Raw genomic sequence first — 14,016 nt, 5'->3', positions numbered from 1 at the left:
AGCTACAGGCACACAAGGCCTAATGGCCGCAGTATTTTTATCTTGCGGTATATCCCGCCCCCATGCTGCTTCGCGTTCTGCTGCTTCTCTTACTGGCTGCGCCGGTGGCACCGGCAGCGGCGTATTCGGTGCTCACCCACCAAGCTGTTATCGACTCGACGTGGGAGCCCTGCCTGGTGCCGCTGCTGCGCCAGCGCTACCCCGGAGCCACGGCTGAGGAGTGGACCCGTGCCAAGAGCTATGCCTACGGCGGGGCCATCGTGCAGGACTTGGGCTACTACCCTTTGGGGACCAAGTTCTTCACCAACCTCACGCACTACGTGCGGGCCGGCGACTTTGTGCGCAGCCTGCTGGGCCAGGCCCACAACCGCGACGAGTACGCGTTTGCGCTGGGCGCGCTCGCCCACTACGCCGCCGACAACACCGGCCACCCCCTGGGTACCAACCTGATAATGGCCTCCGTGTACCCCAAGCTGCAGGCTACCTACGGCCCGGTGATAACCTACGAAGACGCCCCCAAGCGCCACACCGAGTTGGAGTTTTCATTCGACGTGGTGCAGATAGCCGCTGGGCGCTTCCGGAGCCAGGAGTACCACAAGTTCATCGGGTTTCGGGTGAGCAAGCCGGTGCTGGAGCGCGCGTTTCTCGAAACGTATGGGCTGGAGCTCGGGCAGGTGCTGTTTGACCCCGACCTGGACGTGGCCACCTTTCGCTTTGCCGTCAACCAGCTGCTGCCGGCCGCCGCCCGTGCGGCCTGGCAAAGCCAGCGCAAGGAAATCCGCCGCCTCAGCCCGCGCGCCCGGCGCCGCGAATACCTGTACCGCGCCAACCGCCGCGAGTTCCGCAAGGAGTTCGGCACCAGCTACGAACGGCCCGGCCTCGGCGCGCGGCTGGTGGCGTTGGTGCTGAAAGTGCTTCCTAAAATTGGGCCGCTCAAGACCTACGCCTTCACCCTACCCGATGCTGCCGGCGAGGCTCAGTTTCGCCGCAGCTACCGCGCCGCGCTGGCCGCCTACTGCGCCCTGGCCCAGCTGCAGCCGACGGATACGAGTAAGGCCCTGCCCCTCCTGCCCGATTCCAACCTCGACACCGGCGAGCCAACCCAGCCGGCCACCTACGCCCTGGCCGATGCCACGTACGCGAAGTGGCTGCGGGCCCTATACCAGCACAACCTGGCGCGCACGCCCCTGGCCGTGCGCCACGACCTAGCGCGGTATTTTGCCCAGGGCCTGCCGCTCACGCAGCCCAAACACGGAAAGAAGCCCTCCCGGCGCAAAGCCCGGAAAGAGCGGCGCGAAAGCGAAGCTGCTCTGGCAGAGTTGCGCGCCTTGCCGCAGTAAAAGTGAGCCCCGCACTGCTGGCCATAATCCGGCATTACTCAGGCACCGAAGGCCAGAAATAGACTCATCAGCAACAAGTTGAGCCGTAGAAGCAGAAAGTTTTTTTGGTAGCATCCGAGCACTTTGTCACGTACATCCGGTGTTGAGAACTCACCATGAGCCAGCTCACCGCAACCAGCCTCTGGGGCGTATTCCGGCAGACCGGCGCCAGCTTTTCGCACGATAAAGTGCCCAAGCTCAGTGCGGCCCTGGCGTATTACGCCATCTTTTCGCTCGGGCCCATGCTCATGGTCATCATCTTTTCGGCGGAGCTGCTGTGGCAGCAGGAGGCGGTGGAAGGCAAGCTGTACGGGCAGATTCAGGGCCTGGTAGGCTCCCAGGTGGCTTTCCAGGTGCAGGAAATCATCAAAAATGCGGCCGTGCATGGCAACAATGCACTCAATGCGCTGATTGGCTTTGCCACACTCATCCTGGCGGCCACGGGGCTTTTCAGCGAAATGCAGGACTCCATCAATACCATTTGGCAGCTCCGGGTGCGGCCCGATGCGGGCTGGGGCCGGCTGCTCAAGGCCCGGCTTACGTCTTTCCTGCTCGTCGTGGGGCTGGGCTTTCTGCTGATTGTCTCGCTGATTATCAGCGGGCTGGTGGAGGGACTGATGGGCAAGCTCAAGGCCATATTCCCGGACACGACCGTTATCCTGGTTTATGTAGCCAACCTGTTTGTTACCCTGCTAATTACCTCAGTCTTATTTGCCATTATCTACAAAGTGCTGCCCGATGCCATTATCCGCTGGAAGGATGTGGCGGTGGGGGCCATTTTCACCGCCATCCTGTTCATGATTGGCAAATTCGGCATCACGCTCTACGTGACGAGCAGCAAAGTGAGCACCGCCTACGGCGCGGCCGGCTCCCTGGTAGTGCTGCTGCTGTGGATTTACTACTCCTCCATTATCCTGTATTTCGGGGCCGAGTTCACCAAGTGCTACGTGCTCAAGTACGGCACTGAAATTCAGCCCAACAAAAACGCAGTACTGGTGCAAACGGTGCACCTGGAAAGCAAACACGGCAGCTTGCAGGAAAACGAAGCAACCCGGGCCGACACTGAACGCGCCTTGCGAAGCGCGCAGAATGACCCTGACCGAAACCGAAACAGCCCCTGGAGTACCGCCTAGCCACGCCCGCAAATTGAGCTACCAGCACGATGTAGAGACGCAACACTTTGCGTCTCCGGGGCCATGCCGCGTGAGGGTTGTTCAACGACGAGACGCAAAACATTGCGTTTCTACGCATCCAGCGGGCGGCGCAGGGCGCGGTTTTCCCACTCGTGCCACACCACTCCCAGCTCGCGGAAGTAGCGGGAAAAGAGCAGGTGCAAGCCACCCACCCAGCCCACCGAGCCCACCCAGCCGGCCAGCACGTCGGAGGGGTAGTGCACGCCCAGGTACATCCTGCTCCAGCCCATCCCCACGGCCCAGAGCAGCCCCACGGCCACCGCCGGCCAGCGCCAGCGGGTGCGCCACAGCAGAAACCCCACCGCGGCCGCCAGCGCGGCGGCCGCCATGGTGTGCCCGCTGGGAAAGCTGTAGGACGTTTCCGGAGCCAAAGACACCCACAGCGAGGGCCGCGTGCGCAGCAGCAGGTACTTAGCCGACAGATTGAGCAGCTGCGCGCCGCCTACTGCCAGGCCGAAGAACGCCAGGGCCCGGCGCGGCCCGGCCAGCAGCAGACCCAGCCAGATGGCCCCCGCGAGCAGCGAGGCCCCCAGCGGCCCGCCGGCCCGGCTCAGCCCCACGGCCAGGGCATCGAGCGCGGGGGTGGCGTGGGCGTGCAGAAACTCCAGAATGCTGTGGTCGCCGGGCAGGCCTTCGTCTTCCCATACTTCGCGGGCCAGCCGCACAAACACAAACCACGGCAGCACGAAGCCCACCAGCAACCAGGCCAGCGGCTTGCGGTGGTGCTGCCACACGTGGCGCACAAAGTACAGGAGCGGAGAAACAGACATGCCGGAGGCGGGTACGGCACCGGAAGCCGGACCGCAAAAACACCTCTTACGCAAGAGCCGGCCTGGGGGCAATGCACCCCCGGGCGCGGGCAACCGAGGGCCGTTTCAATTGGGGAGCACAGCGCCTATATTTGAGCTTCTAAATCCGGTGATGGGGTGCCACCGTGAACCGCCAGCGCTTTGGGGCGCTGCGCTGATGACTCCTACGCCTACCACGGCCTCGTGCCCGCGGAGCGTGGTTTTATGTCAGCTTTACCCCCTTGCCTGTGGCCCTTCGCCCCTCCCGCTTTCAGTTGTTTCGGCCCGCGCTGGCCATCGAGCAAACGCCCCACCTGCTTTTCCTGGTCCGCTGGCTGCTGATTTGCGCCGGTGTGGGGCTGCTGGTGGGCTCGGCCTCGGCCTTTTTCCTGCTGGCGCTCGACTGGGTCACGGCCTGGCGAGAGGCGCACCGCTGGGTAATCTGGCTGCTGCCGGTGGGTGGCTTCATCATCGGGGCCAGCTACCACTACTTGGGCCAGAGCGTGGTGAAAGGCAACAACCTGCTCATCGACGAGATTCACAACCCACGCCAAATTATACCGCTGCGCATGGCGCCGCTGGTGCTGTTTGGCACGCTGGCCACGCACCTGTTTGGCGGCTCGGCAGGCCGCGAGGGCACGGCTGTGCAAATGGGCGGCACCCTGGCCGACCAGCTCACGCGCCTGCTGGGCCTGCGCCCGCGCGACCGCAAGATTCTGCTCATCGCGGGCATCAGCGCGGGGTTTGCGTCGGTGTTCGGCACGCCACTGGCCGGGGCCGTATTCGGGCTCGAAGTCTTCCTGATTGGCTCCATTCGCTACGACGCCATCGTGCCGAGCTTTCTGGCGGCTGTGTGCGCCGACCTGGTTACCAAGGCCTGGGGCGTGGGCCACACGGCTTACCCGCAGCTGGCGGTGCCGCCCATCACGGCGGGCACGCTGCTGCTCACGGTGGGCTGCGGCATCTTGTTTGGGCTCACGGCCCGTGGCTTTGCCACGCTCACGCACCGGCTTACTCGCGTGTTTGGGCGCATTGCCTACCCGCCGCTGCGGCCCGTGGTGGGTGGCGTGCTGGTGGCCCTGGCGGTGGCTGCGCTGGGCACTACCAAGTACATTGGGCTGGGCATTCCTACCATCGTGGCGGCGTTTCAGGCCCCACTGCCGCCGCAGGATTTCCTGCTCAAGCTGGCGCTCACGGCCCTCACGTTGGGCTGCGGCTTCAAGGGCGGCGAGGTCACGCCGCTGTTCTTTATTGGGGCGGCGTTGGGGTCGGCGCTGGCGGTGGTGCTGCCGCTGCCGGTGGCGCTGCTGGCGGCCATGGGCTTCGTGGCGGTGTTTGCGGGCGCGGCCAACACGCCGCTGGCCTGCACCTTCATGGGGCTTGAGCTGTTTGGCGCGTCTGCCGGCGTGTACCTGGCCCTGGCCTGCGCGGCGGCGTACCTGTTTTCGGGGCACACCGGTATTTATTCGGCCCAGGTCATTGGGCACGCCAAGCACTTGCGCTTTGGCCGGGAGCAGGGCCGGCAGTTGGGCGAAATTTCGGCGCACCGCAAAAAAAGCTAGTCTTTTTCCGGCCGGGCCCCGCAGCCTGACTCTGCCGGTGGGGGCCCGCCAGGCCGGCGGCGGTACGGTGGCTATTGCGTTGGGCTACTGGCAGTGAGGACAGCCCTGGTGGCATCTGTCGCAGGCATAGAATTAGTTGATTGCCCGGATATTGGCTAATGGCTGAGTTTTGATTTGGCTCAACATTTGTGTTCCTTTAACTTCATTATTGAGGTGCATCAGGTGCTATTGGCAAAGCATGGCCGACGTCTTTTGGGCGGTACACCTTCTTCTCGCCCTGCCCGGCGCAACCCCTGCTGGATGATAACCGACCACCTCCCCCACCCTTCTTCCATTTCGTCAGCGGGCGCCCCCGCGCCCGCGCTGGCCCACCGGGTGCTGGAGCTGTTGCCGTGGGCCGTGCTGGTGCTGGACCGCCAGGGGGAGCTGAAATTGGTGAACCCCCAGGCCGCGCGCCTGCTGGGGCGCGCCGCCGACGAGCTGGTCGGCCGGCCATTGGCCCAGCTCATTCCGGCCAGCTTCCCGGCCGAGCTCCGGCAGGCCCTGCTCGACGCTCCCGGCGCGGCCGGCTCCGTCACGGGCGAGTTCTTCCTGCCCGACTGCCAGGAGTGGATAGCCATGAGCACCCAGCCCACCGATGCCGAGGTACTGGTGTACTGGCAAGACATTACGCAGCAGCGGGAGCAGCACCACCAGTACCTGGCCCTGGCCGACAACATTCCCGACGTCATCACCCGCTGGGATGCCGACTTGCGCCTGCGCTACGCCAACCCGGCGCTGCAAGCCCGAGCGGGACTTTCGGCGGCGTCCCTTATCGGTAAAACACTGGTTGAGATGGAGGTCCCAGGCGCTAACTTGGAGCGCTTCACCAAAAAGCTGCAGTGCGTATTCGACACTGGCGAGCCGCAAACCCATTACAATCAATACACAACACCAGCGGGCGAGCAGTACTTTTATTCGCGCCTGGTGCCGGAGTTTGTGGACGGCCAGGTGCACCGCGTGCTGGTCATTGCCCGCGACATTACGGAGCTGAAACAGGCCGAAGACGAGCTGCGCGTGAGCAAGGACCTGCTCGAAGCCGTGTTCAACAGCTCGGCGCTGGCCTTGTATGCGCTGCGCAGTGTGCGCGATGACGCCGGACGCATCATCGACTTTGACATTGTGCTGGCCAACGCCGCTGCCAATGAGATGGCGGGCTGCCAGGCCAGCAGCCTGCGCATGCTGGCGCTGTGGCCGCACGCCAAAGTCCAGGACATGTTTGATAAGCTGGTGGAAACCGCCGAAACGGGCCAGCGCCTCGACACGGAGCAGTACTACGAAGGCGACGGCACCCCCGCCTGGTTCCGGTGGACGGCCGTGCAAATGAGCGGCGGCGTAGTGGCCACCGTCAAAAACATTACCTCCCGCAAAAACACCGAGCTGCAGCTGAGCCACGCCAACGAGCGGCTGAACGCCATTTTTGAAGCGGTGCCGGTGCAGCTGGGGTACTACCGCGCCGTGCGCAACGAGGAGGGCCAGCTGGTGGATTTGCGGGCCGACACCCTCAACCAGACCATGGTGAAACGGATGGGCATCGCCAGGGGGGCCAGCGGCCAGCTGATGTCGGACCAGCTGCCGGGCCTGCAGCAGCTCCCCGTGTGGCAGCGCATTACGGAGGTAGTAGAAACGGGCCGGCCGCAGCGGCTGGAGCTCTACCATGACTTCGGTTTTGCCAAAGTGTGGTTTGACGCTTCGTATACGCGGCTCGACGATGGCATCATTTCCGCCTCGCTCGACATCACCGACCGCAAGGCATCGGAGCAGGCGCTGCGCGATAGCAAGGACCTGCTCCACGCCATTTTCAACGCCACCCTCGACAGTCTCGAAGTGCTGAAAAGCGTGCGCGACGCAGCCGGAGCCCTCGTCGATTTCGAATGGGTGCTCACCAACGAAGCCGCCCACCGCCTGTTGCAGCGCACCAACCTGGTAGGCCAGCGCCTGCTGGTGCAGCAGGCCGACTTGCAGCTCAGCGGCGTGTTTGCCCGCTTTCGCCACGTGGTGGAGCAGCAGCAGGCCTCTGATTTTGAGCACCATTACGTTACCGATGGGGCCGAGGCGTGGTTTCACGTGTCGGCCGCCCCGCTCGGCGACGGGCTGGTGGTGACCTGGCACGACATCACGGCCCGCAAGCGGGCCACCGCCGAGCTGCTGCGCCTGCAGCTGGCCCAACAGCAACAGCTGGCCAACGCCGTGCTCGACGCCCAGGAAGTAGAGCGCCGCCGCATTGCCGAGAGCCTGCACAACGGCCTGGGCCAGCTGCTTTACGCCGCCCAGCTGCACCTCGACCAGCTCTCGGCCACCGCCGATGCCAGCGCCTTTGAGGAAGGCAAGCGCAAGGCCGTGAAAATGCTGACCACCGCCATTGCCCAGACCCGCACACTCTCGCACCAGCTCCTGCCCACCATTCTGCAGGACTTTGGGCTAGCCGTGGCGGTACGGGCCATCTGCCACGATTTCAATAGCACGCAGCTGCGCCTGCACTGTTTGGTGGGGGCCTTGCCGCCGCTCAGCCCGTCGTTGGCGCTGGCTGTGTACCGCATGGCGCAGGAGCTGGTCAACAACATTGCGAAGCACGCCGACGCCACCGAAGCCCACCTGCAGCTCACCGCGCGCGAAGGCTGGCTCGAGCTGCAAGTCAGCGACAACGGCCACGGCTTCGACGCCGCCCAGCCCCGCAAAGACGGCATGGGCCTCAATGCCCTGCACGACCGGGTGAAGCTGCTCAACGGCCAGCTGTTCATGGTATCGTCGCCGGAGCGGGGCACCCAAATTCGTATTCGTGTGCCCAGCACCCAGCTGCCGCCAGCGTCCCTGCCGGCTTAGCAGCAAATTGAGCTGAAAAAACCGGCGAAACCGCCAACCACGGGGGGAAGAGTAGTCGTAAAAAACCACTCACCATTCTACCCCGCCCCATGCCCCTGCACCGCGAGCTCCACAAGAAACTGAGCAAGACGTTTGAGCCCTCCACCAGCATCGACGACGTGTTTAAGGGCTACGACATCACCTTCGTCACCAACGAGCACGGCGAGCCCGTGACCTTGTTTTTCGGCAAGCGCCGGCCCGATGGCCTGATTGCCGGCCAGCGCTACACCCGCACCATCAAGCGCCAGCCCAACAGCTTGGAAGTGAAATCCAGCCACTGGGATTTGCACGGCAAAATCATGCGGTGAGTGGGGGTTGAGCTGAATTGCTGCCGGTCATGCAGAGCGCAGCGAAGCATCTTTACCTCACAACTAACCAAATCTTCTGTCATGCTGACGAAGGAAGCATCTTATCAAGTTAGAACGAGTCGTTCCGCGGGGATAAGATGCTTCGCTGCGCTCTGCATGACAGACGATTACAGACAGTTGTGAGCGAGATACAGCGAGCGGCCTCACCTCTCCTCCCCAATCCCAATCTGAATCGTCTCCCTCTGCAGGCTGCGCAGCAGCTTGCGCACGTCGGCGGTGCTGGCGATGGAGTAGCGGGCCAGCGAGCGGGGAACGCCGCCCACCTTCACGGTGTAGGCTTCGGGCGGCAGGGCGCCGAAGGTGTCCTCGTCGGTGCGGTCGTCGCCGATGGCCAGGGTAAATTCGGGCGGGTCGGAGCTGAGCCAGCGGGAGGCGGCGGTACCTTTGTTGATGCCGGCGGTCTTGATTTCGATGACCTTGTTGCCTTCCAGCACCTGCAGGTCGGTGCTGGAGGTAATAAAGGTGAGGTGGCTCATGAGCTCGCGGGCACGCACGGCCCCTAGCTCGGCATCGACGCGGCGGTAGTGCCACACCAGGGAGTAGTCTTTCTCCTCGATGAACGAGCCGGCGGTGCGGCGCACGTACTGCTCCAGCACGGGGCGCAGCTCGGGCTTCCAGTCGGCCCGCAGCTCCTGGAAGAGGTTCCAGTCTTCACCCACCCGGCGCAGCCACACGCCGTGCTCGGCAATGAAGCCGACCGGCAGGTGGCCCAACCACTTTTCCAGCGTGGTGCGGTCGCGCCCGCTGATGATGACCACTCGGTTGTGCGGGTCGTGGGCGAGCGTGCCCAGCAGCTGCAGCAGCTCCGGGTCGGGGGAGGCCCGTTGCGGGTTGGGATGGAAGCCCACCAGGGTGCCGTCGTAGTCGAGCAGCAGCAGGCGGTGGTTGGCGGCCTGGTAGTCGCGCAGCAGTTGGGCAGCAGCCTCGGCATCGAGGAAGTCGGTCGACATGGTTTCCTGTTTTAGCTTGCTATACGCCAGGCGCTCCATAAACAGCTTGGTCCAGGCAAACACGTCGTACTGCCGCACCAGGGCCTGCATGCTGGCCATACGGGCAATTTGCTCGTCCTCGGGCATGTGCAGGGCCTCGTGCATGGCCTCTACCAGCTGGTTCAGGTCGGTGGGGTTGATGAGCAGGGCATCGGAGAGCTCGCGCGCGGCCCCGGCCCGCTCGCTGAGGATGAGCACGCCACGCTGGTCGGTTTTGCAGGCCACAAACTCCTTGGCCACCAGGTTCATGCCGTCGCGCATGGGCGTCACCAGCGCCACGTCGGCCAGGCGGTACAGGCCCACCAGTTCCTCAAAGGGGAAAGAGCGGTAGAAGTACTGAATGGGATTCCAGGTAATGGTGCTGTGCTGGGCGTTGATGCGGCCCACCAGCTCGTCGATTTCGACCTTGAGCTCCTGGTACTGCGCCACTTGGTCGCGCGAGGGCACCACCACCATCAGCAGGCTCACTTGGCCGCTCCATTCGGGGTAGCGCACCAGCAGCTGCTCGAAAGCCCGTAGCCGTTGGGCAATGCCCTTGGTGTAGTCGAGCCGGTCGATGGACAGCACCACCCGCACCTCGCGCATGGCGGCGCGGTAGGTGTGCATGTGGGCTTCGGCTTCTTCCGACAGCGCGGCTTCGGCATAGCGCTGGTAGTCGATGCCCATGGGGAAGGCATCGACCAGCACGCTGCGGGTGGGGGTTTCCACCACCCCGTTCTGGTTGCTGTATCCCAGCATGTGCGACACCGCACTCAGGAAGTGCCGCATGTAGCCAAAGGTGTGGAAGCCAATAAGGTCGGCCCCGAGCATGCCATTGAGCAGCGCGGCGCCCCAGGGCAGCACCCGAATCAGCTCGTAGGACGGAAACGGGATGTGCAGGAAGAAGCCAATGGTGGCCTCGGGCCGGGCCCGGCGCAGCATTTCGGGCAGCAGGAGCAGCTGGTAGTCGTGCACCCAAATGGTGTCGTCGGGGCCGGCCAGGGCCAGCACGGCCTGGCAGAATTTCTCGTTCGCGGCCACGTAGGCCTGCCAGTGAGTGTCTTCGTAAGTGGCAAACTGCGTGAAATAGTGGAAGGTGGGCCAGAGCGTAGAGTTGCTGAAGCCTTCGTAATAATCCCGGATTTCGGCTTCGGTGAGAAACACCGGGGCCATGCTGTCGGCCCGCAGCCGCTCGGCCACCTGTGCCTGCTCGTTGGGGTCTTCCACGAAGAGGCCGGGCCAGCCCACCCACACGTTGCCATCGGCCTTGTAAATAGAACCCAGGCCCGTGGCCAAACCACCCTCGCTGGGCTGGAAAGTCAGGCCCTCGGCCGAGCGCAGTACTTTGGTGGGAAGGCGATTGGAAACAATTATCGTTCTGGACATCAAGTAAAATATAAGCCTAAGGCCTTGCTAAAGCCAATTTTGGGACGCGTGCATCCCCTGCTACCTATACGGCAACCGTCCATTCAAGTCCCTTATTTGCCCAATAGTTAACGGCAAGCGCAGCCGTGGGCCCGCCTAGAATAACTGAGAATCAGCGGGCAGCCTATCCAGCACAGACGTTCCCACGGCTGGGTACGAGCGGGAGCGCCTGTGTTGGTAGTTTGGGGCGGCAATAGCAGTGTGCAATCTCACTGACCGGTATTCCCCAGCTCATCGCTACGCCGGATATGCCGTAACAAGTAGCTCACTTAAATTTACGGCGCAAAAACAGGCCTGGGGGTGCCAGAAATACGGAATCCGGCTTTCGGTTAACCCGTAATTCCCCTGCGTATTCAGCCTCCGCCTTGCTCAGAAAGCCGTGACGGAACTGGCCCCCGCAGCACTTACCGCGGCGTGGCCCGGTAGAGGCGGCCCTGCTCGTTGCTCACCACAAAGGTGGAGTCGTCGAGGAACACCAGGCCCTCGGCCTGGCCGCTGGTGGGCAGCGCCCGGAAGCGCTTGGGCCCATCGAAGAGGTGCGGGCCGGGCGGGCCCCCAAACAGAAAGACGCCGCCGTAGCCCAGCAGTGCCACCGTGCGCCCATCGGGGCTGATGTCGGCGGCCGTGATGGGGCGGTTGAGCTGAATGCTGTCGAGTAGCGTGGCCACGTAGTGCCCGGGCCGTGCCGGCAGCACGTAGTGCTTCGTCCACTGCCGCCGGCTGCGGTCTTTGCTGAACAGATGCAGGGTGTCGCGGTACCAGAAAAAGGCTTCGCAGTCGAAGTTGCGCCGGCCGCGGGGCGGCGGAAACGCGCGCTGGTCGGGGTAGCGAAAGGCAATGGTATCAACCACGGCGTGGGCCTGGTGCGGGTTTACGCGGTAAATGGCCAGGTCTTGGCGCTCGTTGTCGTTGTTGCCAAAATCGCCGATGTAGAGGCGGCCGGCCGGGTCCTGGGTTAGGTCTTCCCAGTCGCGGTTGGGCAGCGGGGTCAGGTCGAGCGTGCCCAGGATGGTGCCGGGCAGCGCCACCAGCGTGAGCACGGGCGGGGTGCCGCCGTCGCCCTGGGTCCACAGGCCGCGCAGGGAATCGGCCCGCGCCAGTCCCGAGCTTTCGCGCAGCGAGTGGGGCAGCCGCCCGGCCCGGCGCACGCGGTAGGCGGCGTGCCGGAAAGGCCCGCGTCCGTGGTTGGCCGGTGCCCCAATCAGTACCGCGTGCAGGAATACCACTACGGGAAACAGGATGTCGCGCAGTAGGTACAGCATAGAACGGTTTCAGGGTGTGGGTTCGGCTGGGCAGTAGCGCGGACTTTTAGTCCGCGAGGCAGTAGGCGGCACGGACTCGCGGACTAAAAGTCCGCGCTACTGCCCAACGATTCCGAAAATGCTCTAAGCACTCCGGAAAAAGCCGGGGCCGAAGGGCGGCCCCTCCTACCCTACAACGACTTCGTAAACCCCACCTTAATCTTGAGCTGGAAATCGGCAATGACTTTGAAGATTTCCTTCAGCGTCACCTGCTCCACTTTGGTCAGGGTTTTGGGGTCGAGGTAGTTGTCGGGCGCTACTTTGTCCTTCATAATCTGCACTGCCTGCTTCTTGAGCCGCACGCCCATGAGATAGTAGTAAGACTGCAGCAGCTCCTGCACCTCGGGCTCGGTGAACACGCCTTGGGCGCGCAGGGCCTCCAGCCGCTCGCCGGTGTTGGTGGCGAAGATGCGGTGCTTGAGGGCGTACATGCGCACCAAATCCACGATGGGCGACATGGTTTTCTTGAGGTTGAAAACCTGCTGCGAGCCCACGGCAAACGTGCGGATATTGCGGAAAAACGTGAGCGGCGGCTCGTACTGCAAGGCATTGACGGCCATGTAGTGGAAGAACCGGTCGATGGGCTTTTGCAGCTCCACGTCCAGAAACTCGTGCAGCTCCTGCATGATGGTGGCGTCACCGTAGAGGTAGCGGCAGTCGAAGGAAGCTGCGAACTGCATGCCCGTTTCGGGGTTCGAGTCGGTCATCCAGGCCACGTAGTTGCGCTTCCAGTGCGAGAGCGAATGGGTCCACTTGGGGTTTTTGGCCATAAAGCCGCCCTCGCAGAAGCTGAAACCGATGTCGTTGAGCCGGTCCGACACGATTTCGGCAAACTTGAGGAAGTACGCCCGCACGGTTTCGCGCTGCTCGTTGGCCTTGTCTTCGTAGATAATGGCGTTGTCCTGGTCGGTGAGCAAGGTTTGCTCCTTGCGGCCCTCGCTGCCCAGCACCATGTACACGAACTTGGCCGGCGGCGGCCCCAGTTCGGCTATGGTGTCCTCAATCACCTTCAGGGCAATGGTATCGGACACAGTGGTGATGACCTGGTTCACAATTTCGGGCTTCACGCCGCGGTTCAGGAGCTGGTACACCATCTCGGGCACCTGCTCCCAGCGGCGCTTGAGCTCGGGCACCGCCTGGGCCTGCTTCACCGACTGAATGAAGATGAACGGCGACTGGGCCTGGTCGTCGGTCAGGAGCTTGTTACGGCTCAAAGAGCCCACGTATTCGCCGTCCCGTTCCACCAGCAGATAGCGCGTTTTGGTGCGAAACATCAGCAGAATGGCCTCGTGCACAAAGGCCTTGGTGCTGATGCTCACCACCGGCGCATCCATGATGGCGCCCACCGGCTGCCGGGCATCGGCCAGGCCGGCCACCACCTTGTCGCGCAGCGTAATGTCGGTAACATACCCGTTGATGTGCCCACCGTCGTCATCGTGGATGAAGTAGCAGCTGGTGCGGGCGGCGGCCATGCGCCGGGCCACTTCGTGAATGGGCGTGCTGGCCGGGCAGGCGGCCACGGGGCGCAGTTCCAGCGTTTCGATTCGGCGCGAAAAGAGCTGGTCGGAGGCCAGGTAGTTTTCACCGGCGCTGCTGGCGGGGCGCACAAAGTTGGCGTACTCCTCGTTGAGCATGCGCTGGCCGTAGCGCGCCGTGAAGAAGTGAAAGAACTCCTCGTAGGCCTGGCACAAGGACCGGAACTCGCGGCGGTGCAGGAAATACACGCGGGTGTCTTTCTTGGCCAGCACCGTGCGCAGCGACCGTTTCTTGTTGAGCAGCACCGAGATGCCGCCGTAGCAGTTGCCCGGGCGGCTGTACTCTATCACGCGCCGGTTTTGCTGGCTGTCGTAGAAAAACGTTTCGTACTCGCCTTCCACGATGATGTCGAGCCCGCGCATCTTCGACACGTCCTGGTAGTAGATGATGGCCTCGCGCGGGTGGCGCACTTCTTCCAGGGCCTCGGCCACCTCGGCCAGCACCTCCTCAGGCAGCAGGTCGAAGGGCTTTACAGTTCTAAGAAAGTCGAGTCTTGCGCTCATGCCGGAAAGGGTATTAGGCGGGTAAAATTAGAATGCCGAGCGGAGCAGTTTGGGTGGCTCAGTTCATTAGCCCAATCGGCTGTCATGCTGAG

General features: G+C 63.4%; 9 protein-coding genes and 1 riboswitch. Of the genes, 5 read left to right on the top strand and 4 right to left on the bottom strand.

Annotation, left to right across the window (positions count from 1 at the left end; translation table 11 throughout):
- Window positions 1–62: 62 nt before the first annotated feature.
- On the top strand, window positions 63–1,340 hold the full coding sequence (locus LJ738_RS03280) for a zinc dependent phospholipase C family protein (RefSeq protein ID WP_227784889.1): 1,278 nt from the start codon (window positions 63–65) through the stop codon (window positions 1,338–1,340).
- 155 nt (window positions 1,341–1,495) lie between these two features.
- Window positions 1,496–2,512: a YihY/virulence factor BrkB family protein gene (locus LJ738_RS03275; RefSeq protein ID WP_227784888.1), complete on the top strand. Its 1,017-nt coding sequence runs from the start codon at window positions 1,496–1,498 to the stop codon at window positions 2,510–2,512.
- Between the two features lie 110 nt (window positions 2,513–2,622).
- Here LJ738_RS03275 and LJ738_RS03270 read toward each other — a convergent pair whose 3' ends face one another.
- The gene (locus tag LJ738_RS03270) at window positions 2,623–3,342 is read right to left on the bottom strand and encodes a phosphatase PAP2 family protein (protein WP_227784887.1); all 720 of its coding nucleotides are present in this window, start codon (window positions 3,340–3,342) and stop codon (window positions 2,623–2,625) included.
- 138 nt (window positions 3,343–3,480) lie between these two features.
- Window positions 3,481–3,555, top strand: a riboswitch (Fluoride riboswitch).
- Between the two features lie 53 nt (window positions 3,556–3,608).
- On the opposite strand from LJ738_RS03270, the gene LJ738_RS03265 reads away from it, so the two are divergent.
- From LJ738_RS03265 to LJ738_RS03255, 3 genes are all read left to right on the top strand, one after another.
- Window positions 3,609–4,922 carry a chloride channel protein gene (locus LJ738_RS03265; RefSeq protein ID WP_227784886.1) on the top strand — a complete coding sequence of 438 codons (1,314 nt, stop codon included), beginning with the start codon at window positions 3,609–3,611 and terminating at the stop codon, window positions 4,920–4,922.
- Between the two features lie 300 nt (window positions 4,923–5,222).
- Window positions 5,223–7,784 (top strand): PAS domain-containing sensor histidine kinase, encoded by a 2,562-nt coding sequence (locus LJ738_RS03260; protein ID WP_227784885.1) that lies wholly within the window; start codon window positions 5,223–5,225, stop codon window positions 7,782–7,784.
- An 89-nt stretch (window positions 7,785–7,873) separates the two neighbouring features.
- Entirely contained in the window at window positions 7,874–8,131 is a 258-nt protein-coding gene (locus LJ738_RS03255) for a hypothetical protein (RefSeq protein WP_227784884.1), read from the top strand.
- A 203-nt stretch (window positions 8,132–8,334) separates the two neighbouring features.
- Here the strand turns inward: LJ738_RS03255 and LJ738_RS03250 are convergent, their stop codons facing one another.
- From LJ738_RS03250 to LJ738_RS03240, 3 genes are all read right to left on the bottom strand, one after another.
- Window positions 8,335–10,545 carry a bifunctional alpha,alpha-trehalose-phosphate synthase (UDP-forming)/trehalose-phosphatase gene (locus LJ738_RS03250; RefSeq protein WP_227784883.1) on the bottom strand — a complete coding sequence of 737 codons (2,211 nt, stop codon included), beginning with the start codon at window positions 10,543–10,545 and terminating at the stop codon, window positions 8,335–8,337.
- Between the two features lie 443 nt (window positions 10,546–10,988).
- The gene (locus LJ738_RS03245) at window positions 10,989–11,846 is read right to left on the bottom strand and encodes a hypothetical protein (protein ID WP_227784882.1); all 858 of its coding nucleotides are present in this window, start codon (window positions 11,844–11,846) and stop codon (window positions 10,989–10,991) included.
- A 170-nt stretch (window positions 11,847–12,016) separates the two neighbouring features.
- Window positions 12,017–13,924 carry a DUF294 nucleotidyltransferase-like domain-containing protein gene (locus LJ738_RS03240; RefSeq protein ID WP_227784881.1) on the bottom strand — a complete coding sequence of 636 codons (1,908 nt, stop codon included), beginning with the start codon at window positions 13,922–13,924 and terminating at the stop codon, window positions 12,017–12,019.
- Window positions 13,925–14,016 lie beyond the last annotated feature (92 nt).

Origin of the sequence: Hymenobacter plasmatis (assembly GCF_020711255.1) — a bacterium.
Classification (GTDB): domain Bacteria; phylum Bacteroidota; class Bacteroidia; order Cytophagales; family Hymenobacteraceae; genus Hymenobacter.
This window is presented reverse-complemented; position numbering and strand designations above follow the sequence as displayed.